This window comes from Burkholderia catarinensis (genome assembly GCF_001883705.2).
GTDB classification, from domain to species: domain Bacteria; phylum Pseudomonadota; class Gammaproteobacteria; order Burkholderiales; family Burkholderiaceae; genus Burkholderia; species Burkholderia catarinensis.
On the sequence record NZ_MDEQ02000001.1, the window covers coordinates 509018 to 531321 of the forward strand.

General features: G+C 68.0%; 20 protein-coding genes. 13 read left to right on the plus strand and 7 right to left on the minus strand.

The features are described from left to right. Positions 1-92: 92 nt before the first annotated feature. The gene (locus BFF94_RS02260) at positions 93-323 is read left to right on the plus strand and encodes a hypothetical protein (RefSeq protein WP_128851055.1); all 231 of its coding nucleotides are present in this window, start codon (positions 93-95) and stop codon (positions 321-323) included. Here BFF94_RS02260 and BFF94_RS02265 read toward each other — a convergent pair. The 4 genes from BFF94_RS02265 to BFF94_RS02280 form a co-directional block, all read right to left on the minus strand. Further along, positions 266-703 carry a hypothetical protein gene (locus BFF94_RS02265; protein ID WP_372454152.1) on the minus strand — a complete coding sequence of 146 codons (438 nt, stop codon included), beginning with the start codon at positions 701-703 and terminating at the stop codon, positions 266-268. The two genes, BFF94_RS02260 and BFF94_RS02265, sit on opposite strands and share 58 nt — an antisense overlap. Before the next feature lie 28 nt (positions 704-731). Beyond that, positions 732-1157: an NUDIX hydrolase gene (locus BFF94_RS02270; protein ID WP_128851053.1), complete on the minus strand. Its 426-nt coding sequence runs from the start codon at positions 1155-1157 to the stop codon at positions 732-734. Positions 1158-1378: 221 nt separating this feature from the next. After that, positions 1379-2767, minus strand: a complete 1389-nt coding sequence (locus BFF94_RS02275) for a nucleobase:cation symporter-2 family protein (RefSeq protein WP_128851050.1) — start codon at positions 2765-2767, stop codon at positions 1379-1381. A gap of 148 nt (positions 2768-2915) precedes the next feature. Further along, entirely contained in the window at positions 2916-3863 is a 948-nt protein-coding gene (locus BFF94_RS02280; RefSeq protein ID WP_219138928.1) for a LysR family transcriptional regulator, read from the minus strand. A gap of 103 nt (positions 3864-3966) precedes the next feature. Here BFF94_RS02280 and BFF94_RS02285 point away from each other — a divergent pair, with 103 nt between their 5' ends. Beyond that, the gene (locus tag BFF94_RS02285) at positions 3967-4704 is read left to right on the plus strand and encodes an SDR family oxidoreductase (protein ID WP_219138929.1); all 738 of its coding nucleotides are present in this window, start codon (positions 3967-3969) and stop codon (positions 4702-4704) included. A gap of 43 nt (positions 4705-4747) precedes the next feature. On the opposite strand, the gene BFF94_RS02290 is transcribed toward BFF94_RS02285, so the two are convergent. After that, positions 4748-5725, minus strand: a complete 978-nt coding sequence (locus BFF94_RS02290; RefSeq protein WP_219138973.1) for a LysR family transcriptional regulator — start codon at positions 5723-5725, stop codon at positions 4748-4750. 133 nt (positions 5726-5858) lie between these two features. Here BFF94_RS02290 and BFF94_RS02295 point away from each other — a divergent pair, with 133 nt between their 5' ends. From BFF94_RS02295 to BFF94_RS02330, 8 genes are all read left to right on the plus strand, one after another. Beyond that, the gene (locus BFF94_RS02295) at positions 5859-6575 is read left to right on the plus strand and encodes an SDR family oxidoreductase (RefSeq protein ID WP_128845129.1); all 717 of its coding nucleotides are present in this window, start codon (positions 5859-5861) and stop codon (positions 6573-6575) included. A 250-nt stretch (positions 6576-6825) separates the two neighbouring features. Further along, positions 6826-8289 carry an MFS transporter gene (locus BFF94_RS02300; RefSeq protein WP_128845127.1) on the plus strand — a complete coding sequence of 488 codons (1464 nt, stop codon included), beginning with the start codon at positions 6826-6828 and terminating at the stop codon, positions 8287-8289. After that, positions 8286-9827 carry an FGGY family carbohydrate kinase gene (locus tag BFF94_RS02305; RefSeq protein WP_128845125.1) on the plus strand — a complete coding sequence of 514 codons (1542 nt, stop codon included), beginning with the start codon at positions 8286-8288 and terminating at the stop codon, positions 9825-9827. The genes BFF94_RS02300 and BFF94_RS02305 overlap by 4 nt, the downstream gene beginning before the upstream one ends. A gap of 18 nt (positions 9828-9845) precedes the next feature. Then, positions 9846-11525 (plus strand): glycerol-3-phosphate dehydrogenase/oxidase, encoded by a 1680-nt coding sequence (locus BFF94_RS02310; protein ID WP_219138930.1) that lies wholly within the window; start codon positions 9846-9848, stop codon positions 11523-11525. Continuing rightward, positions 11522-13084, plus strand: a complete 1563-nt coding sequence (locus BFF94_RS02315) for an FAD-binding oxidoreductase (protein ID WP_219138931.1) — start codon at positions 11522-11524, stop codon at positions 13082-13084. The genes BFF94_RS02310 and BFF94_RS02315 overlap by 4 nt, the downstream gene beginning before the upstream one ends. A gap of 5 nt (positions 13085-13089) precedes the next feature. Then, complete coding sequence (locus BFF94_RS02320) at positions 13090-13665, plus strand: glycerol-3-phosphate responsive antiterminator (RefSeq protein ID WP_128842654.1); 576 nt, start codon at positions 13090-13092, stop codon at positions 13663-13665. A 28-nt stretch (positions 13666-13693) separates the two neighbouring features. Further along, entirely contained in the window at positions 13694-14029 is a 336-nt protein-coding gene (locus BFF94_RS02325; protein WP_128842653.1) for a putative quinol monooxygenase, read from the plus strand. Further along, positions 14026-15183, plus strand: coding sequence for an iron-containing alcohol dehydrogenase (locus tag BFF94_RS02330; RefSeq protein WP_128842652.1), 1158 nt, complete (start codon positions 14026-14028; stop codon positions 15181-15183). Before BFF94_RS02325 ends, BFF94_RS02330 begins: the two co-directional genes overlap by 4 nt. A 61-nt stretch (positions 15184-15244) precedes the next feature. Here the strand turns inward: BFF94_RS02330 and BFF94_RS02335 are convergent, their stop codons facing one another. Then, positions 15245-15778 (minus strand): hypothetical protein, encoded by a 534-nt coding sequence (locus BFF94_RS02335; protein WP_128842651.1) that lies wholly within the window; start codon positions 15776-15778, stop codon positions 15245-15247. Between the two features lie 99 nt (positions 15779-15877). After that, positions 15878-18058: an ornithine decarboxylase gene (locus tag BFF94_RS02340; protein ID WP_128842650.1), complete on the minus strand. Its 2181-nt coding sequence runs from the start codon at positions 18056-18058 to the stop codon at positions 15878-15880. A 139-nt stretch (positions 18059-18197) separates the two neighbouring features. Here BFF94_RS02340 and BFF94_RS02345 point away from each other — a divergent pair, with 139 nt between their 5' ends. The 3 genes from BFF94_RS02345 to potE all read left to right on the plus strand — a co-directional run bounded on the left by BFF94_RS02345 (position 18198) and on the right by potE (position 22293). Continuing rightward, on the plus strand, positions 18198-18419 hold the full coding sequence (locus BFF94_RS02345; protein ID WP_246637205.1) for a hypothetical protein: 222 nt from the start codon (positions 18198-18200) through the stop codon (positions 18417-18419). Positions 18420-18544: 125 nt separating this feature from the next. After that, a complete protein-coding gene (locus BFF94_RS02350) occupies positions 18545-20845 on the plus strand; it encodes an Orn/Lys/Arg family decarboxylase (RefSeq protein ID WP_504740281.1) in 2301 nt (766 codons plus the stop codon). Between the two features lie 62 nt (positions 20846-20907). Continuing rightward, the gene (potE, locus tag BFF94_RS02355) at positions 20908-22293 is read left to right on the plus strand and encodes a putrescine-ornithine antiporter (RefSeq protein ID WP_128842649.1); all 1386 of its coding nucleotides are present in this window, start codon (positions 20908-20910) and stop codon (positions 22291-22293) included. The last annotated feature ends 11 nt before the right edge of the window (positions 22294-22304 follow it).

The following is a 22304-nucleotide window of genomic DNA, read 5'->3' on the forward strand; positions in this document are numbered from 1 at the left end:
CCGATTATTTTCCCGCTATAGTCGAAGAACGGGCGGTAGAGGCGGCGCCATGCGCCGACACCGTTCAGGCAATGACTGTAGACGGGTGCTGTATGAAAAACACAAACGAAAAGACCACCGGACCGGTGTGGGGTGTGGCGGCAGGCGTGCTCCTGGCTGCCGCAGGGCTGAGCCTCGGCATCTTCCCGCAGGCGCTGCACGGCGGGGGAACCGCAAACGACTTCATGGCATCCGGCGTCGCGATGCTGGGAATCTTCCTCGCCGTCTATTCCGCGCACGAATTGCGAAGAAAGCGCCTGCACTCAGCGCCGGCGCGCCGCTGATCCGCGAAGAACGTTTTGGGCCGACCGACGGCTCGGGAATGCGTCCGCCCGTCGGCGGAGCCCGAATCGACCAACCGATCGTCGACGATGATTTCGCCGGCCGCCCGGCCTGCGCGCAACGCATTGATGCTGTCGCCGGACAGGTGGCCGTCATCGTTGCCAAGCCGGACCGGCGCCAGCCGACGCGGTCCGATGCCGGCCGCGCGACCCTGCACGACCGCGACGAACCCGAACGGCAGCGCATCGGACGGCGCGTGGTCGGGCGGTTCGTCGAGCCGGAATTCGCAGCGGACGTCGATGGTGTATCCGTGGCAGGTGTACGTACTGTGCATCTGCAGCTCGCTCGGAAGGGAACGCGACGACGGACCGTGGGCGCTCATGTCGGCTCGTGCGAGCCGGTGGGGGCGTCTACGCGTTGCGGATTTCGTGGTTGTAGACGAGATCGACGATTCGTTTCGTCGGGATGCTTGCGCGCAGTGCATCGACGCCGTCGATCGGAAACCACTTGCATTTCGCGATCTCGTTGTTCGCTTGCGGCATCTGGTCCGGGCCGACTTCCGCGAAGAACACGTGATGGACCTTCGCGAGCCCGGTGAACTGCATCGAGTAAACGAGATACTGGCCGGTCAAGCCGGTTTCTTCGCACAACTCGCGATGTGCGGCTTCGAGCGGTGTTTCCGCGCGCTTGATCGTGCCGCCGGGAAGGGCCCAGCGCGATGCCGCGCGGGCGACGAGCAGTACTTGCTCATCGCGATAGCAGACGACGGTCGCGCGTTCCTTGATCGGGACGGCGCTTGTTTCCGGGGAGAGCGTGGACGCGGGGGCTTGAGGCATGCGGCAATTCTAACCAGCGCGGATCGATCGGCCAAGCCGGCTTGACCGGGTTTGACGATCGATCGTCATCGGCGCGCGGGCGACGACCCGGTGGCACGTCGAAAGCGCGAGGCGGGGCGCCGATCGCGCTGCCTGAACCCATGCCCGATGCCGTTGGGATGACGAACGATGCGGCCCGTCAGGCGCACCGTGTCGTCATGCGGTTCGCACCGCTATTTTCTTTACTTCTTTTCCGGCAGGAACCAGTTCATCACGAGCGCGCAGATGCCGCCCGTTGCAACACCCGATTCCAGCACGTTCTTCAGCGCGTGCGGCAGGCTGTTCAGAATGTCCGGCACCTGCGACACGCCGAGGCCGAGCGCCAGCGACACCGCGATGATCAGCAGCGCGCGGCGGTCGAGCTGGACGCCCGCGAGGATGTTGATGCCCGATGCAGCCACCGCGCCGAACATCACCATCGCCGCGCCGCCGAGCACGGGCTCCGGCACGGCCTGCAGCACGCCGGCGACGACCGGGAACAGGCCGAGCACCACCAGCATCCCCGCGATCCAGATGCCGACGTGGCGGCTCGCGACGCCGGTGATCTGGATCACGCCGTTGTTCTGCGCGAACACGGAGCTCGGGAACGTGTTGAACACGCCGGCCAGCAGCGAGTTCGCGCCATTGACGAGCACGCCGCCCTTGATCCGTTGCATCCACACCGGCCCTTCGACCGGCTCGTTCGAGATCTTGCTGGTGGCCGTGACGTCGCCGATCGCTTCGAGCGACGTGACGAGGTAGATGATCAGCATCGGCACGAACAGCGACCACGAGAAGCCGACGCCGAAGTGCAGCGGCGTCGGGACCTGGAACAGCGCGGCCTGGTGCATGCCGGTGAAGTCGAGGCGGCCGAGGAACGCGGCCGCGAGATAGCCGATCACGAGCGCGATGACGAGCGCGGTGCTGCGCACCCAGACGATCGGCACGCGGTTCAGCAGGATGATCGTGCCGAGCACGAGGCCCGACAGCGTCAGGTTCTCCGCGCTGGCGAACGTGCCCTTGGCCATCGCGCCATAGCCGCCGCCCATGCTGATGAGGCCGACCTTGATCAGCGTGAGGCCGATCAGCAGCACGACGATGCCGGTGACGAGCGGCGTGATCAGGCGCTTCACGAACGGCAGGATGCGCGACACGCTCATCTCGACGAACGACCCGGCAATCACGACGCCGAAGATCGCGGCCATCACTGTCTCGACCGGCGTGCCTTGCTTGACCATCAGGCTGCCGCCGGCGATCAGCGGGCCGACGAAGTTGAAGCTGGTGCCCTGGACGATCAGCAGGCCGGCGCCCAGCGGGCCGAAGCGCTTGCACTGCACGAAGGTGGCGATGCCGGAAATCACCAGCGACATCGACACGATAAGGGTCGTATCGCGGCTGGACACGCCGAGCGCCTGGCAGATCAGCAGGCCGGGCGTGACGATCGGCACGATGATCGCCAGCAGGTGCTGCAGCGCGGCGACGAAGGCGATCATCGGCGCCGGCCGGTCGTTCGGGCCGTAGACGAGGTCGCGGGCCGATTCTGCGGCTTCGTCGCCGTGGGCGGCGGGTTGGGCGGAGGAGGCGGGTTGCATGGCGAGCGGGCCGGACAAGGTGGAAAGTGCGGCATTTTAGCCGAAGGGCCCGCCGCCGCCGGGGCGCGCTGCAATAGCCGGGATTCGGCGGATCGGGGAAGTGGCGGCGGATCCGCGCACGGGTGGCCGTGACCGCGGCGCCTGCCGGTCAGCGGGCCTGCGTCGACGCGAGCGCGGTCGTGGTGGTGGTCGCACCGAACCCGGGCAGCCCGGGAAGCCGCTGCGCCATGAATTGCAGGAAAGTGCGGGTCCTGAGCGGCAGGTACCGGCGCGACGCATACACGAGGTGCAGCGCATGGGGCGGCACCATGTCCCACTTCGGCAGCAAGCGGACGAGCTGCCCGCTGTCGATCAGATCCTGAACGAGCCAGGCCGGCCCGCTGCCCACCGCGTTCCCGGCCAGGAAGCATTCCCGCAGCGCCATCGAGCTGTTCACGCGATACCGGCCGTGTACCGGAACCGCGACCTTCTCGTCGCCACGCGCAAATTCCAGTTCGCTTCCGATGATGTCCGAGCGCGCGTATCCGACATACTCGTGCTTCGCCAGGTCTTCCGGCCGGCGGATCCTCGGGGCCTGCGATACGTAACCCGGCGTGGCCACCAGCAGGCGCGGCGACGACGCGATGTGTCGCGCGACGACATCCGGCGGCAGCATGTGGCCGAGGCGAATGGCGACATCGACGCCTTCCTCGACCAGATCGATCACGCGATCGGTCAATTGAAGCTCGACCTCGATCTCCGGCCACGCGGCGAGGAACTCGAGCACGAGCGCATTCAGCCTCAGTTCGCCCAGCCCCAGCGGCGCGTTGACGACCAGCTTGCCGACCGGTCGCAGCGTTTGCCCGCGCACCTCGGCCACTGCGCTCTCGTATTCGTCGAGCACGCGCTTGCAGCGGTCGTAGAACCGGCGCCCTTCGTCGGTCGGCGCGAGGCTCGTGGTCGAACGTTCGAGCAGGCGAACGCCCAGTTCCTGTTCGAACGCGGCGACGATCTTGCTGATCGTCGGCTGGCCGGTGCCTTCCTCGCGCGCAACCGCCGAAAAATTGCCCAGCTCGATGGCGCGGACGAACACGCGCATGGATCGCAGCGAATCCATCTTATTCCTTTATGGCATGAACCCTATTCAAGTCTCCCACGTTCCAGCGCGATAGAGAATGACCTAACGTTCGTGAACCTTCAATCCCTGATGAGGAGTCGACATGAACGAGGCAAGGCAATCTTCGGCACTGGACGGCGCACACGTTGTGATATTCGGCGCGAGCTCCGGAATCGGCCTCGCGGCCGCGGCGGCCGTGAAGGCGAAAGGCGCCGACGTCACGCTGGTCGGCCGGACCCGGGCGAAGCTCGAGTCGGCCGCGCAAGCGATCGGCGGCGCGCGCGTCGCGGTGGCCGACATCGCGGACCGGCACGCGGTGCAGACCGTATTCGACACGATGACGCGCGTCGATCACCTGGTCGTGACGGCCGGCCGGTTCATTGCCGGCAAGCTGAACGAGACCGATCCCGATCATCTGCTCGGCGCGCTGCAGGAGCGTATCGCCGGGCCGGTGTACGCGATCCGGGCCGCGTTGCCGCTGATGCCCGCGACCGGCTCGATCGTGCTGACCGGCGGGCAGCTGTCGGATCGTCCGGCCGCGCAGGGCACGTCCGTCATTGCCGCCGCCGTGCGCGGCGTCGAGGCGCTGGCGCAGTCGCTCGCGCTGGAACTGAAGCCGATTCGCGTCAACGTCGTCGCGCCCGGCTTCGTCGAAACGCCGCTGTACGACGCGTTCGGCCCCGAAGCGCGCGACGCGATCCTCGCGGGCGCCGCAGCGGCGCTGCCCGGCGGCCGGGTGGGCCGTGCCGACGAAGTCGGGGAAGCGATCGCGTTCCTGCTGGGCAACGGCTTCATGAACGCCGAAATCCTGCATATCGACGGCGGCGGCCGGCTGGTCTGAGCCGGGCGCGTGGCGCGGGCCGGCTTCGGCCGCCCGTGCGGCGTCAGCCGGCCGCGCGCGTTCCCGCGCCGCGCGCCGGTGCGCGCGGCGCGCGGGAATCCGGATACGCGCGCTGGCAGACGGCAATGACCGCATCGCGCAGGCGGCGATGCACGGGGTCGCCGTGCATGCGCGGATGCCACAGCGCGCAGACGAGGATCGCGGGCAGGCGGACCGGGATCTCGAAGCTGCGCAGCCCGAGGGCCTCCGCGAGCCCCGGCGAGAACGCGTTGCCGAGGCTCGAGCGCGGCACCAGCGCGATCAGGTCGGTGCTGGCCGCGACGCGCATCGCATCCGGATAGCCCGGCACGACGACGCGCACGGTCTGGCCCGAGCCGGGCCCGTCGGTCGAATCGTCGGCCGGCCCGCTGAAATCGCCGAGCTGCGACGCGATGACGTGACGGCAGGCTGCATAGCGCGCGGGCGTGATCCGGGCCGACGCGAACAGCGGGTGCCCGGCGCGCGCCACCGCGACGTGCCAGTCGTGAAACAGCGTGCGCGTGTGCAACTCGGGCGCATCGTCGCCGCGCTTGCCGATTTCCAGGTCGACCGTGCCGTCGCGCAGCGCTTGCGGATCGCGGTCGGGCTTGGGGACGAAGCGGATGCGCACGTGCGGCGCGACTTCACCGAGCGCGGCGACCACCTGGCCGGACAGCATTTCCATGAACGATGCGGCCGCACGAATGGTGAACGTGGACGCGAGCGTCGTCATGTCGACGTCGGACGTCGCCGGCCGGAGCACGGCGCGCGCGTCGCTCGCGATCGCATGCACGCGGTCGCGCAATGCGGCTGCGTGCGGCGTCGGCACGAGCTTGCGGCCGGCGCGCACGAGCAGCTGATCGCCGGTGGAAATCCGCAGTCGCGCGAGCGTGCGGCTCATCGCGGACGTGCTCAGGCCAAGCCGGCGCGCGGCGCCGGTCACGCTGCCTTCCGACAGCAGCGCGTCGAGCGCGGTGACGAGGTTCAGGTCGATGTCTTCCATGCCGACAGGATACGCCGGTGCGAGATTTGACATGGCGTCGGATGCAATGATCGATTGCATCAGGTGCGTCTGGCGCCTGTCGCGGGGCGCGCCTATAGTGGGCGCATGACGAATCCCGGCAAAGGCGGAAACCATGCAATCGACCGTATCGAATCAGAACACCCCCGCGATCCTGCTCGTCGCGGCCTCGCGCGGGCTCGGGCTGGCGATGGCGGAGGCGTTCCTGAACCAGGGCTGGAACGTCACGGGTACCGTGCGCGAAGGATCGGGACGCACGAAGCTGCACGACCTCGCCGGCCGGTTCGGCGGCCGGCTCGCGATCGAGACGCTCGACATCTGCGAGCCGGCGCAACTGGCCGCGCTGCGCGAGCGCCTGTCGGGCAGGCGCTTCGACATGCTGTTCGTGAATGCCGGGACGACCAACGACCCGAACGAAACGATCGGCGAAGTGACGACCGACGAATTCGTGCGCGTGATGATCACGAATGCGCTTGCGCCGATGCGCGTGATCGAGACGCTGCAGGATCTCGCGACCGCGGACGGCCTGATCGGCGCGATGTCGTCGGGGCAGGGCAGCGTCGCGAACAACGTCAGCGGGATGCGCGAGGTCTATCGCGGCAGCAAGGCCGCGCTGAACCAGTTCATGCGCAGCTTCGCGGCCCGTCAGGCGGACACGCCGCGCGCGATGGTGCTGATGGCGCCCGGCTGGGTTCGCACGGAGCTGGGTGGGCCCGATGCGCGCCTGACCATCGAGGAAAGCGTGCCGGGTCTCGTGAACGTGCTGCTGCGCAAGCGTGGGCAGCCGGGGTTGGAATACCTCGATTACCAGGGGAAAACGGTGCCTTGGTGACCGGGCGCCGACGCGGGAGCGCGGGGCGGCATCGATTGAATTCGCCATGCCCGGGAAAACACCAATAAAGTTGTGTACACAACAATACTCGCTGCATCGCACAACCGTCGGCGCTTGACACACCTGCACCCGACACCGTAAATTGCCCCGGCAGATCTAGATAAGAGACTATCTGTAAGATGGTCTCTCCATGCGTCGATCGCATCTGCAATGTCGAGCCTCTTACAGAACAAATATACGGAGGCCGATTGTGCGAACGATCGCGGTCAAGCTTCATGGCATTGAAGACGTCATCTCCTTTCTCGACGCGCGCCCCGGTATCGCGGGCAGGGCGGGGCTCGTCTGGTGGCTGTCGCTCGGCGGGCTGTTTCTCGACGCATTTTCCAACTCGGCATTGAGCGCCGGCCTCGGGCCGATGACGCACGAATTGCATCTGTCGGCCGCGCAGGTCGCGTGGATGACGTCGTTCGCGTCGTGGGTCGCGATCGCGTTCAACCCGATCGGCGGCTGGATGGCCGACCGGTGGGGGCGCGTGCGGCCGCTGATCGCCGCGAAGCTGTTGTCGGTGATCGGTGCGCTGCTGGTGGTGTTCGCACCGGATTTCAATACGATTCTCGCCGGCCGCTTCTTCGTCGGGATGGCGTACGGGATCGACTTCGCGATCGCGATGGCGATGCTCGCGGAGTTCACGCCGGGCCGCCTGAAGAGCCGGCTCAATACCTGGCAGGGCATGTGGTACACGGCCGTCTGCCTGAACCTGCTGCTCGCGCTGCTGTTCCATGCGTGGCAGGTCGGCGATTCGATCTGGCGTTACTCGGTGGCGGCCACCGCGGTGTTCGGCGTCGCGATCCTCGCGCTGCAATGCGCGTTCCTCGTCGAAAGCCCGATCTGGCTCGCGCGCAAGGAACGTCTCGACGACGCGGCACGCGCGATGACGCGTATCTACGGGCAGGCCTTCGTCGCCGCGCCGGCGCATGAACGCACGCCGATCGTCAATGCGGCCACGCGCGGCCTCGCGAACATGCTGTTGATCTTCCGTGGCGTCTACCTGCCGCGCACGATCCTGGCCGCGACCGTGCAGATCGGCCAGTCGATCGAATACTTCGCGATCGGCTGGTATCTGCCGCTGATCAGCGCCGCGCTGTTCGGCAAGGACTTCGTCTACGCGACGCTCGGCGCGCTCGTGTTCAACCTGTTCGGGATCGTGGGCGGCTTCTCGTCGCCGGCGGTCGGCCGTCGCGTCGGCCTGCGTCGCGCGTCGGCGATCGGTTTCGCGGCGGTCTGCGCGATGCTGGTCGCGCTCGGGCTGTTCCATGCGCGCATGCCGCTATGGCTGTCGGTGGTCGTGCCGTCGCTGTTCATCCTGTTCCACTCGGCCGGCCCCGGCGCGAACGGCAAGAGCCTGTCGTCGCTGTCGTTTCGCGGCGAACTGCGCGCGGGCGCGAACGGCATCGTCGGCGCGCTCGGCTCGATCGGCGCGGCGCTCGGCCTGCTGGTCTTTCCGCTGTTTCGCGCGCGCTATGGCCTCGAGCACACGTTCCTGATCCTTGCGATCGTGCCGTGCATCGCGAGCGCGATCTGCTTCGCGATCCGCTGGGATCCGACGCGCACGACGATCAATCCCGACAACGAACCCGACGCGCCGCACTTCGGCGACGACGCGCGCGCCGCGTCGGCCTTCCTGAAACCCGCCATCGAGAAAACGCAGCGATGACCGAATCCCGAAACGCCATTCTCGCCATCGACGAAGGCACGTCCGGCACGCGCGCCGCGCTCGTCGACGCGAGCGGACACGTGTCGTGCCTGGAATACCTGCCGCTGTCGGTCGAGAGCCCGCGGCCCGGTGTCGTCGAACAGGACGCGAACGCGATCCTCGACAAGACGCTCACGGTCTGCCGCGCGACGCTTGCGCATGCGCACGGACAGGGCGTGCGTATCGTCGCGCTGGCGCTCGCGACGCAGCGCGCGACTGCCGTGCTGTGGGATACGCGGACCGGACGTGCGCTCGCGCCCGCGATGGTCTGGCAGGACACGCGCCATGCGGCCGAGCTCGACCGTCTCGCGGCCGACTGGGACCGTGTGCTCGTGCCGCAGGTCGGCCGGCCGGCGGGCGTGCGCTCGCCGTATCTGTGGGCCGTGCACCAGTTGCGCACGTCGCACGCGGTGGCCGACGCGCATCGCGCCGGCTGTCTTGCATTCGGCACGATCGATACATGGTTGCTGTGGCATCTGTCGGATGCGCGCGAATGCGTGACGACGCCGACCAACGCGACCTCCGCCAGCGCGTACCTGCTCGGAGAACACCGCTATTTCGATCCGTGGCTCGACGCGCTCGGCTTTCCGCGCGAACTGTTGCCCGCGCTGCGCGAGGACGCCGACGCGTTCGGCCGCACGCGCGAGGACGTGCTCGGCATCGACGTACCGATCCTCGCGTGCGCGGGCGACCAGTTCGCGGGTGCGGTCGGCCTGGGCTGCGTCGAACGCGGCCAGGCGATGTGCGTGCACGGCACCGGCAGCTTCGTCGACCTGCTGACGGGGACGGTGCGTCCCGACGCCGGATCGCACGCACAACCCGGTCACGCGCACGACGGCACGCTGGCGATGACCGCGCGGCGGCACGACGGCGTGTCGCATTACTCGCTCGAAACCTTCGTCGCGACGACGGGCTCGGCGCTGCGCTGGGTGTGCGAAAAACTGCGCTGGTTCGACGATCCCGCGCAGATCAGCGCGCTGGCCGGCACCGTGCAGTCGGCGCGCGGCGTGACGTTCGTGCCGGCACTCACCGGCCTGCGCGTGCCGCGGATGGAGCCGAACGCGCGCGCATTGCTGTCGGGCATCTCGATCGCGACGACGCAGGCCGAGGTCGCGTATGCGGTGCTCGAAGGCATCGCGCATTCGGTCGCGTCGTGCATGGAGGCCAACCAGGCCGTCGCGCGGGCCGACGTGTCCGAGCTGATCGTCGGCGGCGGCCTCGCGGGCAGCGACACGCTGCTGCAGATCCAGGCCGACGTGAGCGGCGTGCCTGTGCGCCGGATGCGCGAAGGCGACCGCGCGAGCCTGCGCGGCGCGGCGTTTCTCGCCGGCGCATCGGGGCTGCTGTGGGATTCGCTCGACGCGGCCCGCGCGACGCTTGTCACCGACGCCGTTTTCGAACCCTCGATCGATGCGGACGGCCGGCAGCGCCGGCGCGCGGCCTGGCATGCGCGGATCGCATCCGAGCTCGCGCACGCGGCCGATTTCGCTCACGCGTAAGCACGGAGAACGACCAGCATGATGTTTTTGCCTTCCAGAAAACCGCGGACGGACCGGGCCGGCATGACGGGCACCGAGCCGCTGCGCGTGAACCGCGACGAGCATCTGGCGCGACTCGAGACGGACTCGTTCGACGTGCTGATCGTCGGCGGCGGCGTGACGGGCGCGTATGCGGCGTTCGATGCGAGCCTGCGCGGGCTGCGCGTCGCGCTCGTCGAGAAGAGCGATTTCGCGTCGGGCACGTCGTCGAAATCGTCGAAGATGGTGCACGGCGGGCTGCGCTATATCGAGCAGGGCAATCTCGGGCTCGTGCGCCATTCGCTGCTCGAACGGCAGCGGCTGCGGCGCAATGCGCGCCACCTCGTGCAGCGGCTGCCGTTCCTGTTCCCGGTGATGGAGCGCGAGGGCGTGTTCGACCCGCGTCTCGCGAAAGCCTTCGAAAGCCTGCTGTGGACCTACGACATCGCCGGCGGCTGGCGCGAGGGCATCCTGCACCAGAAGCTGACGAAGGCCGAGGTGCTGTCGCATTGCCCGACCTTCAACGAGACCTACCTGACGGGCGGCTTCCTGTACTTCGACGCGCGGGTCGACGATGCGCGCCTGACGCTGAACCTCGTGCGCACGGCCGCGTTTCACGGCGCGGCGGTGGCGAATCACGCGCGCGTGGTCGAGCTGACGCGCGACGGCCACGGCAAGGTGGACGGCGCGATCGTGCAGGCCGACGGCCGCGAGCGGCGCGTGCGTGCGCGCGTGGTCGTGATGGCGACTGGCGTCTGGCTGCGCGACTGGACCGGCGCGCGCCAGGGCGATACGGCCGCGTTGCAGGTGCGGCCCGCGAAGGGCGTGCACGTCGCGATCCCGTGGCTGAAGATCCGCAACGACTGCACGGTGACGATCCCCGTGCCGGGCCGCAATCGCCGCGCGACGATCACGCGCTGGGGCAACGTGTCGTATCTCGGCACGACCGACGAGGACTACGACGGCGATCTCGACGACGTGCACTGCACGCGGCAGGAGCTCGATTTCCTGCTCGAAGGCGCGCGTTCCGCGTTGAAGGTCGACCTGAGCGCGGACGACGTGGTCGGCAGCATCGCCGGATGCCGGCCGCTCGTCGGTCCGCCCGGCGGCAAGACGATCGAGATGAAGCGCAATCACGAGATCCGGGTCGCGCCGGACGGGCTCGTGACGATCGTCGGCGGCAAGCTGACGACGTCGCGGCACATGGCCGAGCAGACGATCGATACGGTCGGCAAACTGCTCGGCCGCCGCACGCGCTGCCGCACGAAATCGGCGTACCTGCTCGGCGCGGCCGGCTACGACCCGCAGGCGATCGTCGCGTCGGGCGGGCTCGCCGCGCATCTCGGCGAACGCTACGGCACCGAGGCGCGCTTCGTCGGCGATCTCGCCGACGCGACGCCGTCGCTGCTCGCGCCGATCGTCGAAGGGCTGCCGTACAGCGAAGCGGAAGTGCTCTATGCGGTGCGCCACGAATTCGCGCGCAGCGTCGACGACGTGCTGTCGCGCCGCACCCGTGCGCGGCTGATGGCGCGTGATGCATCGGCGCGCGCGGCGCCGCGCGTCGGGGAAATCCTCAAGGCGGAGCTCGGCCTGTCCGATGCAGCCGTCGCCAGCCAGGTGCGCGACTACGTCGCCGCCGTCGCACTCGAAAAAGCCATCCTCATGGGAGAACACGGATGATCAGCAAGGAAGCCATCAAGCGCGGCTACAACCGCGGCAACTACGTCGTCGGCGCGCATACGCCGCCGCCATACTCGCTGAACCTGCCCGCGGCAGGCGGCGCGCCGGCCGGGGCCGGCATGCAGCGCGCGCCGGTCGCGGTATCGCCGCAGCAGGTCGATGCGCTGCGCGCGGTGGCCGACGAGGTGCTCGCGCAGCCGGCTGACGTCGTCGCGTGGACGCGCGACTGGTGGGCCGCGTCGATGGTCGCGGAGACGGGCGGCCGGCCCGCGACGCCGCACGCGGTGGTCGCGCGCGTGTCGACGGTCGAGCAGGTGCAGGCCGTGATGCGCATCGCGCACGCGGCGGCGATTCCGGTGACGGCGTCGGCCGGCCGCAGCAACGTGACGGGCGCGGCGCTGCCGGTGCGCGGCGGCATCGTGCTCGACGTGTGCGGGCTGAACCGGCTGGTCGGCGTCGACACCGAGAGCCAGATCGTCGACGTCGAGGCCGGGATGTTCGGCGACGTGTTCGAGGAAACGCTGCAGCGCGAGCACGGGCTGACGATGGGGCACTGGCCGTCGTCGTTCGGGATCAGCACGGTGGGCGGCTGGATCGCGTGCCGCGGCGCCGGGCAATTGTCGACGCGCTACGGCAAGATCGAGGACATGGTGTTCGGGATGGACGTGGTACTCGCGGACGGCAGCCTCGTCACGCTCGGCGGCTATTCGCGCGCGGCGGTCGGCCCCGACCTGCAGCAACTGTTCATCGGCAGTGAAGGAACGCTCGGCATCATCGTGCGCGCGCGCCTGAAGCTGCATCGGCTGCCCGACTACGGCCGCGCGATCGCGTATGGCTTCGACACGTTCTCGGCCGGCCTCGACGCGTGCCGCGAGATCCTGCAGCGCGGCGCGAACCCGGCCGCGCTGCGGCTCTACGATGCGCTCGAAAGCGGCGTGCAGTTCGGTCTGCCCGACACGAACGTGCTGCTGATCGCCGACGAGGGCGCGCGCGAGATCGTCGACGCGGTGATGGAGATCGGCGCGCGCGTGGGCGCGGAAAGCGGGCGCAAGCTCGACGGCGACGCGATCTTCGAGAAGTGGCTCGACACGCGCTACCTGACCGGCAAGAGCGCGGAAGGCTTCAAGCGCAGCCCGGGCTTCGTCGCCGATACGCTGGAGATGTGCGGCCGCTGGCGCGACCTCGCGGCGATCTATCGCGACGTGGTGGCCGCGCTGCAGGCCGTGCCGGGCACGCTGGCCGGCTCCGCGCACCAGTCGCATGCGTATGCGGACGGCGCGTGCCTGTATTTCTCGCTGCGCGGCGACGTCGCGGTGGCCGAGCGGGCCGCGTGGTACCGCGCGGCATGGGACGCGGCGAACGCGGTGCTGATCCAATACAATGCGGCTTTGAGTCATCACCACGGCGTCGGGCTGCTGCGTGCGCCGTACATGCGCGATTCGCTGGGCACGGCGTTCCCGGTGCTGCAGGCGGTGAAGCGCGCGCTCGATCCGAAACATATCCTCAACCCCGGCAAGCTCGGTCTCGGCGACGAGACCGGCCCGTACGTCGACCGGTAAACGTCATGGACAAGTCGTTGGGCGCGCGTCTCGCCCGTCATCCCGTCATCGCCACGCTGTACGGTGCCGAGCAGGCCGACAGCTTCATCGACAGCGCGGCCGAGGTCGGCATCGTCGCGAACGTCGACCTGCGCAGGCTGCAGGCGGTGGTCGCGGCGCTCGCCCGGGCCGGCAAGTTCGTGATCGTCAACATCGACAGTTGCGACGGGCTGTCGCAGGACAAGGGCGGCGTCGAGTATCTGGCCGATATCGGCGTCGCGAGCGTCGTGTCGACGCGCGTCGCGACGGTCCAGCGTGCCAACCGCGCGGGGCTGATCACGATGCAGAAGGTGTTCGTGACCGACCGTTCGACCTGGCCGCGCAGCATGAAGGCGATCGAGCAGAGCGATCCGAACCTCGTGCAGCTGATGCCGGCGCCGATGCTCGCGCACCTGAGCGAAGGCGACCGGCAGGCGCTGCCGCCGATCGTCGCGTCGGGCTTCGTCGGCAACGCGGACGACGTGCGCAGCGCGAGGCGGCACGGTGCGGTCGCGGTGTCGACGAGCGACAGCGCATGGTGGAATTTCGACCCGTCGTCGTGACGGGCTTGTGTCGAACACGGAGCACAGCATGAACGAACCCTACCTGCAGGTGATCGCGCATTACTTTGCGAAGCCCGGCAACGGCGAGCGCGTGGTCGAATTGCTCGCGGAGCTTGCCCCGGCCACGCGCGCCGAGCCGAAGAATCTCGACTACGCGTATTTCCGGTCGCCGGAGAACCCCGACCATATCGTGATCCTCGAGCGCTACCGCGATGCGGACGGGCTCGACGCGCATCGGGAAACGCCGCATTTCCAGCGGATCGGCGTTGGAGCGATCATTCCGTTGCTCGATCGCCGCGACGTGTCGCGCTACATGGTGCAGCCGGACACCGGCACGGCGACGCCACCGGGAGGCACCCGATGAACCCGTTTCAATTCCGTACCGTTCCGACGCAGGTCGTCGAATTCGGCGCCGCGCGCCGGCTCGGCGCGTTGTTGCGCGAACGCTTTCCGGCGCTCGTGCGGCTGTGCGTCGTCACCGATGCATTCCTGCATCGCAGCGGCGTGCTCGCACCCGCGCTGGAGAGCCTCGCCGCGCACGGCTGGCAGGTCACCGTGATCGACGACGTGATCGCCGATCCGCCCGAGCACGTGGTGCTCGAAGCGACCGAGCGGGCCGTCGCGGCCGATGCCGAGATCGTGCTCGGCCTGGGCGGCGGTTCGTCGATGGACGTCGCGAAGCTGATCGCGGTGCTCGCGCCGGGGCAGCAGCCGCTGGCCGACATGTACGGCGTCGACAAGGTCGCGAGCGCGCGGCTGCCGCTCGTGCAGATGCCGACGACGGCCGGCACGGGATCCGAGGTGACGGCCGTGTCGATCGTCACGGTCGGCGAGGCGCGCAAGATGGGCGTCGTGTCGCCGCACCTGTTCGCGGATGTCGCGATTCTCGACGCCGAACTGACGCTCGGCCTGCCGCGCGCGGCGACGGCCGCGACGGGCATCGACGCGATGGTGCATGCGATCGAGGCCTATACGTCCGCGCGGCTGAAGAATCCGGTGTCCGACATGCTGGCCGTGCACGCGCTGACGCTGCTGTCGCGCAACCTGCTCGCGGCGTGCGACGACGGTCGCAACCGGCACGCGCGCGAGGCGATGCTGGTCGGCGCGATGTTCGCGGGGCAGGCGTTCGCGAATGCGCCGGTCGCGGCCGTGCATGCGCTGGCCTATCCGGTCGGCGGGATCTTCCACGTGCCGCACGGGCTGTCGAACGCGCTCGTGCTGCCTCATGTGCTGCGCTTCAACGCGCCGGCCGCCGCGCCGCTGTATGCGGAACTCGCGGCGATCGTCGCGCCTTCGGCGACGGGCAGCGACGAAGCGCGGACACATGCGCTGATCGCCGAGATCGACCGGCTGATCGTCGCGACGGGGATTCCGCGCACGCTGCGCGAAGTCGGCATCGGCGAGGCCGACCTGCCGAGGATGGCGTCGGACGCGATGCTGCAGACGCGCCTGCTCGTGAACAATCCGCGCGAGGTGACGGAGGCCGACGCGCTGGAGATTTACCGGCAGGCGTGGTGACGCGGCGGCGCTTCGACGGCAGGCAGGCGACGGCACGCTGTCGTTTGCATGCCGCACCGCGTTACTTCAGGTCGCGATCCTTGCAGGTCGGCTCGAGGTCGCCGTCGAAGTATTGATACAGGTGCACGAGCAACTTGCCGTTGCCGACCTTGCGTCCGAGATAATGCGTGCCTTCCATCGACGTGCAGATCGAGAACGCGAGTGGCAGACCGCCGTCGAGTACGGCTTCCGGGCGGGCACCCTGACGCACGAAGCGGGCGGTGCCGACGATGCCGAAGCCGCTCGCGTCCACCGGCACGGACTTCGGCAGCGACAGTGCATACGCGGCGATCGTCCGACCCTCGCTCCGGTCGTCGTGCAGGTTGTCGTAAACCTGATTGGCCGGCTTGCTCGCCGGCCCGGTAATCGTGGCGCAGCAGTGCGCGATACCCTTGTCGTCGTCCGGCAGGATCTGCAGCGATGTGCCGGCCGTCAGGTGCGTGTTCGGCGTGTAGTAGACACCGAACGCGACGACGCCGACCTGCTGCGCATGTGACGCAACGGAGACGGAGAGCGCGGCGGCGGTCAGCAGCGGGCGGAGCGAACGGATCGGCATGATGGCGGCGATGATACACGCCGACCGCGAGATCGGCGAGGCGGCACATTCACGAAGCGCGCCCCGTTTGCCGCACGGGCCACGCCGCCACCGGCCGGGTTACGCGCGTGAGGCGTCGGCACCGGCTGCCACGACGTACGCCGAAGCCTGCTTCGTGCCGTCCGGCAGGGTTTGCAGATAAACGCCCTGGATTTCCGGCTCGAAGCCCGGTAGCGCGTTGATCCCGGCTTCGAGCGCGCGGAAGTAGTCGAGCGCCGGTCCGCCCCACGCTTCGCCGGGCACCACGCAGAAGATGCCGGGCGGATAGGGCAGCGCGCCTTCGGTCGCGATCCGGCCTTCGATGCGGTCGAGCGTGACGAGCTCGACGTTGTTGCGGACCAGTTCGGCATTCGCGGCCTGCGGCAGCATCGCCTGCTTCGGGAACTGCGCGCGCCGGAACATCTGCTTCTGCAGGTGCTTCATGTCGTGGCTGCGGTAGAAATCGTGCATGCGCTGGCACAACTGCCGCAGGCGCATGTTGCCGTACAGCTCCGGATACGCTTCGCACAGCGACGGAATCGCTTCGCGCAGCGGCGTGTCCTGGTCGAGATGCCGTTCGAACTGCGCGAGGTGCGCGACCAGGTGCTGCAGCTTGCCGAAACTCTCCGACGGCGTGAGCAGGAACAGGATCGTGTACAGGTCGGCCTTCTCGGGCACGACGCCGTGCTCGCGCAGGTAGCGCGCAAGGATCGGCGCCGGCGCGCCGAACGGCGCGTATTCGTGCGTGTCGCGATCGATGCCGGGCGTCGTCAGCAGCAGCTTGCACGGATCGACGAAGTACTGGTCGTCCGCATAGCCTTCGAAGCCGTGCCACGTGTCGGCCGGGTGGAAGCGGAAGAAGCGCAGGTCGTCGACGATCTGCTCGGTCGGGTAGTCGGCCCACGGGCGGCCGTCGATGTTCTGCGGAACGAACGGACGGATCTGGCGGCAGGTCTTGAGCAGCAGCTTGCGCGCATCGACGCCGTGCGCGACGCAGTCGCGCCACAGGCGCTTGCCGGCCGGGCCCGCGTGCATCTGCGCGTTGACGTCGAGCGCCGCGAACATCGGGTAGAACGGGCTCGTCGACGCATGGATCATGTACGCGTTGTTGAAGCGCCGGTGATCGCAGAAGCGCTTCTGGCCTTCGATGTGGCTGTCCTTCTTGTGGATCTGCGACGTCTGCGAGAAACCGGCCTGCTGCTTGTGCACCGACTGCGTGACGAAGATGCCGGGATCGTCGGGGCCGAGCGTCAGCATCAGCGGCGAGCAGTCCTGCATCATCGGGATGAACTGCTCGTAGCCGACCCACGCCGAATCGAACAGGATGTAGTCGCACAGATGCCCGATCCGGTCGACGATCTCGCGCGCGTTGTAGATCGTGCCGTCGTAGGTGCCGAGCTGGATCACCGCGAGCCGGAACGGGCGCGGCAGGTCGGCGCGCTCGGGCGCGACGTCGCGGATCGCGTCGCGAATGCGCGCTTCGCCGAGCGCCGCGCTGTCGACGCCGCCGATGAGGCCCCACGCGTTGCGCGCGGTCTCGAGGTAGACCGGCCGCGCGCCGGACAGCACGAGCGCGCCCAGGTGCACCGACTTGTGGTTGTTGCGGTCGAACAGCACGAGATCGTCGGGGGCGAGCAGCGCGCTCGTGACGACCTTGTTCGACGTCGACGTGCCGTTCAGCACGAACCAGGTCTTGTCCGCGTTGTAGATCCGCGCGGCGTTGCGCTGCGCTTCCAGCGCGGGGCCTTCGTGAATCAGCAGGTCGCCGAGCCGGACGTCCGCGTTGCAGAGATCGGCACGAAAAAGGGTCTCGCCGAAGAAGTCGAAGAACATTCGGCCGAGCGGGTGATTCGAGAAGAACTGGCCGCCCTGGTGGCCCGGGCAGTCGAACTCGACGTAGCCGCGCTGCACGTATTCGCGCATGACCTTGAAGAACGGCGGCAGCAGGTTCTCGCTATAGATATCGGCGGCGGCGGAAATCTGCCGGCCGTAGTAGTGGCGGCCGCCATGCCGGAGCTGGATCACGCCGCTCGCGCTCGGCAGGATCGACGGCGGCACTTCCTGGTCGGGCTCGACCGCGACGAAGAACGGAATGGAAAAACCGGTTCTTTCGACGGCATTCAGGATTCTTTGCGCCGAATCGATTCCGGTGACGATCGCCGCGATATTCGTGAAATCGGTCTGAAATACGTCGACCTGTTCGTGCGTGGTGAGGAAGGCGCCAATCAGCGCCGGCTCGACAGCGATTTTCAACAGGCTCACGCGAACTCTCCGGTAATTGGGCGGAAGCGGGCGCCGCATTCACGCAGGCGCGTCATTCCGTAATTCGATATGCGCCGCAGCCGATTGAAACGCTCCCGCGAATGCTGGATGCCGACTGCGCGCCGCACGAAGAAGCCTGGTGCGGCGCGATGCGGCGGCCGCCGGTCAGCGCGCGGCGCAGCCGATCGTAGCAACAAAACATGGCGAATTCAATCGACCGGAAAAGGCAATCTCATTGCAGGATGAGGATGATCAAATAATCGCGGAATTGGCGTGTTGCAGCGCACATAAAAATGATCCAATCATGAAATCTGTTTTGAAAGACGCCGATGGTTTGATCGACTCGTCAGCTTTTCGTTGAAAAGCATCTATGGCATAGTCGGCTCCGAATTGGATGGCGAATCAGACCGGAATTGCTAGCGTCTCATGCCGGTGCCCGTGAGACGAACAACACCAACCAGGCACCGGAACAGCGAGGGCAACAACGTGAATACTTCTGTCGGCGGCATTCGTCGTCTCGGCATGCGTGCGCTGCTGGTCGACGACGAAATCGCGCAGGAAACCGCGGCCGGGCGTGCGGTCCGCACGCTGAGCGCGGAGCTCGTGCAACGCGGTATCGACGTGCTCACGGCGACATCCGCCGACGATGCGATCGTGCTGATCCGCTCCGATCCGTCGATCCAGTGCGTGCTGCTCGACTGGGATCTCGGCGTGGATGGCCACGGGCCGTCCGAGGCCGTGGTCGAGGCGATCCGGCATCGCAACGCCAACGTGCCGATCTTCCTGCTGGCCGACCGCAGCGTCGCGTCGTCGGTGCCGGCCGCGGTCATGGGCCAGGTCGACGATTTCGTATGGCTGCTCGAGGACACGGCCGACTTCATCGGCGGGCGCATCCACGCGGCGATCGAACGCTATCGCGCGACCGTGCTGCCGCCGATGTTCAGCGCGCTCGCAAAATTCTCGCGCGTCTACGAATACTCATGGCATACGCCCGGCCACACGGGCGGCACGGGCTTCCTGAAATCGCCGGTCGGCCGCGCGTTCTTCGAATACTTCGGTGAATCGCTGTTCCGCTCCGACCTGTCGATCTCGGTCGGCGAACTTGGCTCGCTGCTCGATCACTCGGGCCCGATCGGCGAAAGCGAACGCTACGCGGCGCGCGTGTTCGGCGCGCATCGCACGTATCACGTGACGAACGGTTCGTCGACGTCGAACCGCATCATCCTGATGGCGAGCGTCAGCCGCGACCAGATCGCGCTGTGCGACCGCAACTGCCACAAGTCGGCCGAGCATGCGATGACGATGTCGGGCGCGATCCCGACTTACCTCGTGCCGACGCGCAACCGCTACGGGATCATCGGGCCGATCGCGTCCGAGCGCCTGACGCAGGTGGCGATCCGCGAGGCGATCGCGTCGAACCCGCTCGCGGCGGGGCTCGCCGACCGCCAGCCGAAGCACGCGATCATCACGAACTCGACTTACGACGGCCTGTGCTACAACGTCGCGCGCGTCGAGGAACTGCTCGGCGCGAGCGTCGACCGCCTGCATTTCGACGAAGCGTGGTACGGCTACGCGCGTTTCAATCCGATCTACCGCAACCGCCATGCGATGCACGGCGACCCGCGCGACCATCACGCGGACCGCCCCACGGTGTTCGCGACGCAGTCGACGCACAAGCTGCTGACCGCGCTGTCGCAAGCGTCGTACATCCATGTGCGCGATGGCCGCAGCCCGATTCCGCATGGCCAGTTCAACGAAACGTTCATGATGCACGCGTCGACGTCGCCGAACTACGCGATCATCGCGTCGAACGACGTCGCGGCCGCGATGATGGACGGCCCCGGCGGCGCCGCGCTGACGCACGAGTCGATCGAGGAGGCCGTCGCGTTCCGGCAGATGATCGCGCGGATGAACGGCGAATTCGGCGCGAAGGGCGACTGGTTCTTCGAATGCTGGCAGCCCGACACCGTGCTCGAGGCGCGCACGGGCCGCACGCTGCCGTTCCACGATGCGCCGCCCGAGCTGCTCGCGAGCGACCCGGCATGCTGGGTGCTGCGCCCCGGCGCGCAATGGCACGGCTTCGGCAATATCGAGGACGGCTACTGCATGCTCGACCCGATCAAGGTGTCGATCGTCACGCCGGGCGTCGCGCCGGCCGGCGGCCTGATGCCGGTCGGCATCCCGGCGAGCGTCGTGACCGCGTATCTCGACGCGCGCGGGATCGTCGTCGAGAAGACGACCGATTTCACGATCCTGTTCCTGTTCTCGATCGGCATCACGAAAGGCAAGTGGGGCTCGCTCGTCAGCGCGCTGTGCGACTTCAAGCGCGACTACGACGCGAACCTGTCGCTCGACATGGCGATCCCGTCGCTCGCGAAGGAACATGGTTCGCGTTATGCGGGCATGGGGCTGAAGGATCTGGCCGACACGATGTTCGCGGCGATGGAGCAGCTCGGCACGACGCGGCTGATGTCGGAGGCGTTCTCGATCCTGCCGAAGCCGGAGATGAGCCCGGTGCGCGCGTACGAGCATCTCGTGCAGGGCCGCGTCGAGCAGGTCACGCTCGAGGAGCTGGCCGGGCGCACGGTCGCCACCGGCGTCGTGCCGTATCCGCCCGGCATTCCGCTCCTGATGCCGGGCGAGAACGCGGGGCCGGCCGGCGGCCCTGTGCTCGGCTACCTGAAGGCGCTCGAAGCATACGACCGGCGTTTCCCGGGCTTCGCGCACGACACGCACGGCGTGGAAGTCGAGGACGGCACGTACCGCGTGTACTGCCTGAGCGCGTGAACGCCCGACCGGGCGAACGGGCGAATGGCCGCGCGGCGGCCACACAACGAAGGATCGACACCATGGAAAACGCAGCGCGTATTTCCGACGCGGCCCCGGCGGCCGCGCCGAAGAACCGGATGAATGTCTGGCAGCTCACCATCCTCACGGCGGTCAACATGATGGGCTCCGGCATCATCCTGCTGCCGTCGAAGCTCGCGCAGGTCGGCACGATCTCGCTGCTGTCGTGGATCGTCACGGCCGGCGGCTCGCTCGCGCTGGCGTATGCGTTCGCGCGCTGCGGGATGCTGAGCCGCAAGCCGGGCGGGATGGGCGGCTACGCGGAATATGCGTTCGGCAAGGCCGGCAACTACATGGCGAACTACACGTACGGGCTGTCGCTCGTGATCGCCAACGTCGCGATCGGCGTGACGGCGGTCGGCTACGGCACCGTGCTGTTCGACGCGACGCTGTCGCCGCTGCAGACGGGCCTGTGGACGATCTTCCTGCTCGTGCTGACGACGGTCGCGAACTTCGGCGGCTCGCGCATCACCGGCCGGATCGGCGCGGTGACCGTGTGGGGCGTGATCATTCCGGTCGTCGTCGTGTCGCTGATCGGCTGGTTCTGGTTTAGCGGCGCGACCTGGGGCGCCGCGTGGAATCCGCACAATATGCCGTTCGGGCCGGCCGTCGGCGGCTCGATCGCGGTGACGCTGTGGGCGTTCCTCGGGCTCGAATCGGCGTGCGCGAACTCGGACGCAGTGGAGAACCCGGAGCGCAACGTGCCGATCGCCGTGCTCGGCGGCACGATCGCTTCGGCGATCTTCTACATCGTGTCGACCAACGTGATCGCGGGGATCGTGCCCAACGCGATTCTCGCGGCATCGAACGCACCGTTCGGCATCGCGTTCGCGACGATGTTCACGCCGACCGTCGGCACGATCGTCACCGCGCTGATGGTGATCGCGTGTATCGGCTCGCTGCTCGGCTGGCAGTTCACGGTTGCGCAGGTGTTCAAGAGTTCGGCGGACGTCGGCTACTTCCTGCCGGTGTTCGCCCGTGCGACGCGCACGGGCACGCCGATCGTCGGCATGGTGATCCTGCTCGTCGCGCAGGTCGCGCTGGCGCTGATGACGATCAGCCCGGAACTGAGCAGCCAGTTCCAGCAGATCGTCGATCTGGCGGTCGTCACGAACCTCGTGCCCTACGTGATGTCGATGGCCGCGCTGATCACGATCCAGAAGGTCGCGAAGGTGCCGCCGGGCAAGGCGCTGGTGACGAACGTGATCGCGATGGTGGCCACCGCGTACAGCTTCTATGCGCTGTTCAGCTCGGGCGCGCAGGCGCTGATGCTCGGCGGCCTGTGCGTGTTCCTGGGCTGGACGCTGTTCGGGTTCGTCAGCGCGCGCTTCTACCAGATGGAAGTCGATGCGCACGTGAAGGAGCCGGGGAAGTCGCTGCAGGCGTGATGGCGGGCGGC

Coding starts and splice junctions, on each gene's coding strand:
- BFF94_RS02260 (WP_128851055.1), top strand. CDS start 93: ATGAAAAACACAAACGAAAAGACCACCGGACCGGTGTGGGGTGTGGCG.
- BFF94_RS02265 (WP_372454152.1), bottom strand. CDS start 703: ATGAGCGCCCACGGTCCGTCGTCGCGTTCCCTTCCGAGCGAGCTGCAG.
- BFF94_RS02270 (WP_128851053.1), bottom strand. CDS start 1,157: ATGCCTCAAGCCCCCGCGTCCACGCTCTCCCCGGAAACAAGCGCCGTC.
- BFF94_RS02275 (WP_128851050.1), bottom strand. CDS start 2,767: ATGCAACCCGCCTCCTCCGCCCAACCCGCCGCCCACGGCGACGAAGCC.
- BFF94_RS02280 (WP_219138928.1), bottom strand. CDS start 3,863: ATGGATTCGCTGCGATCCATGCGCGTGTTCGTCCGCGCCATCGAGCTG.
- BFF94_RS02285 (WP_219138929.1), top strand. CDS start 3,967: ATGAACGAGGCAAGGCAATCTTCGGCACTGGACGGCGCACACGTTGTG.
- BFF94_RS02290 (WP_219138973.1), bottom strand. CDS start 5,725: ATGGAAGACATCGACCTGAACCTCGTCACCGCGCTCGACGCGCTGCTG.
- BFF94_RS02295 (WP_128845129.1), top strand. CDS start 5,859: ATGCAATCGACCGTATCGAATCAGAACACCCCCGCGATCCTGCTCGTC.
- BFF94_RS02305 (WP_128845125.1), top strand. CDS start 8,286: ATGACCGAATCCCGAAACGCCATTCTCGCCATCGACGAAGGCACGTCC.
- BFF94_RS02310 (WP_219138930.1), top strand. CDS start 9,846: ATGATGTTTTTGCCTTCCAGAAAACCGCGGACGGACCGGGCCGGCATG.
- BFF94_RS02315 (WP_219138931.1), top strand. CDS start 11,522: ATGATCAGCAAGGAAGCCATCAAGCGCGGCTACAACCGCGGCAACTAC.
- BFF94_RS02320 (WP_128842654.1), top strand. CDS start 13,090: ATGGACAAGTCGTTGGGCGCGCGTCTCGCCCGTCATCCCGTCATCGCC.
- BFF94_RS02325 (WP_128842653.1), top strand. CDS start 13,694: ATGAACGAACCCTACCTGCAGGTGATCGCGCATTACTTTGCGAAGCCC.
- BFF94_RS02330 (WP_128842652.1), top strand. CDS start 14,026: ATGAACCCGTTTCAATTCCGTACCGTTCCGACGCAGGTCGTCGAATTC.
- BFF94_RS02335 (WP_128842651.1), bottom strand. CDS start 15,778: ATGCCGATCCGTTCGCTCCGCCCGCTGCTGACCGCCGCCGCGCTCTCC.
- potE (WP_128842649.1), top strand. CDS start 20,908: ATGGAAAACGCAGCGCGTATTTCCGACGCGGCCCCGGCGGCCGCGCCG.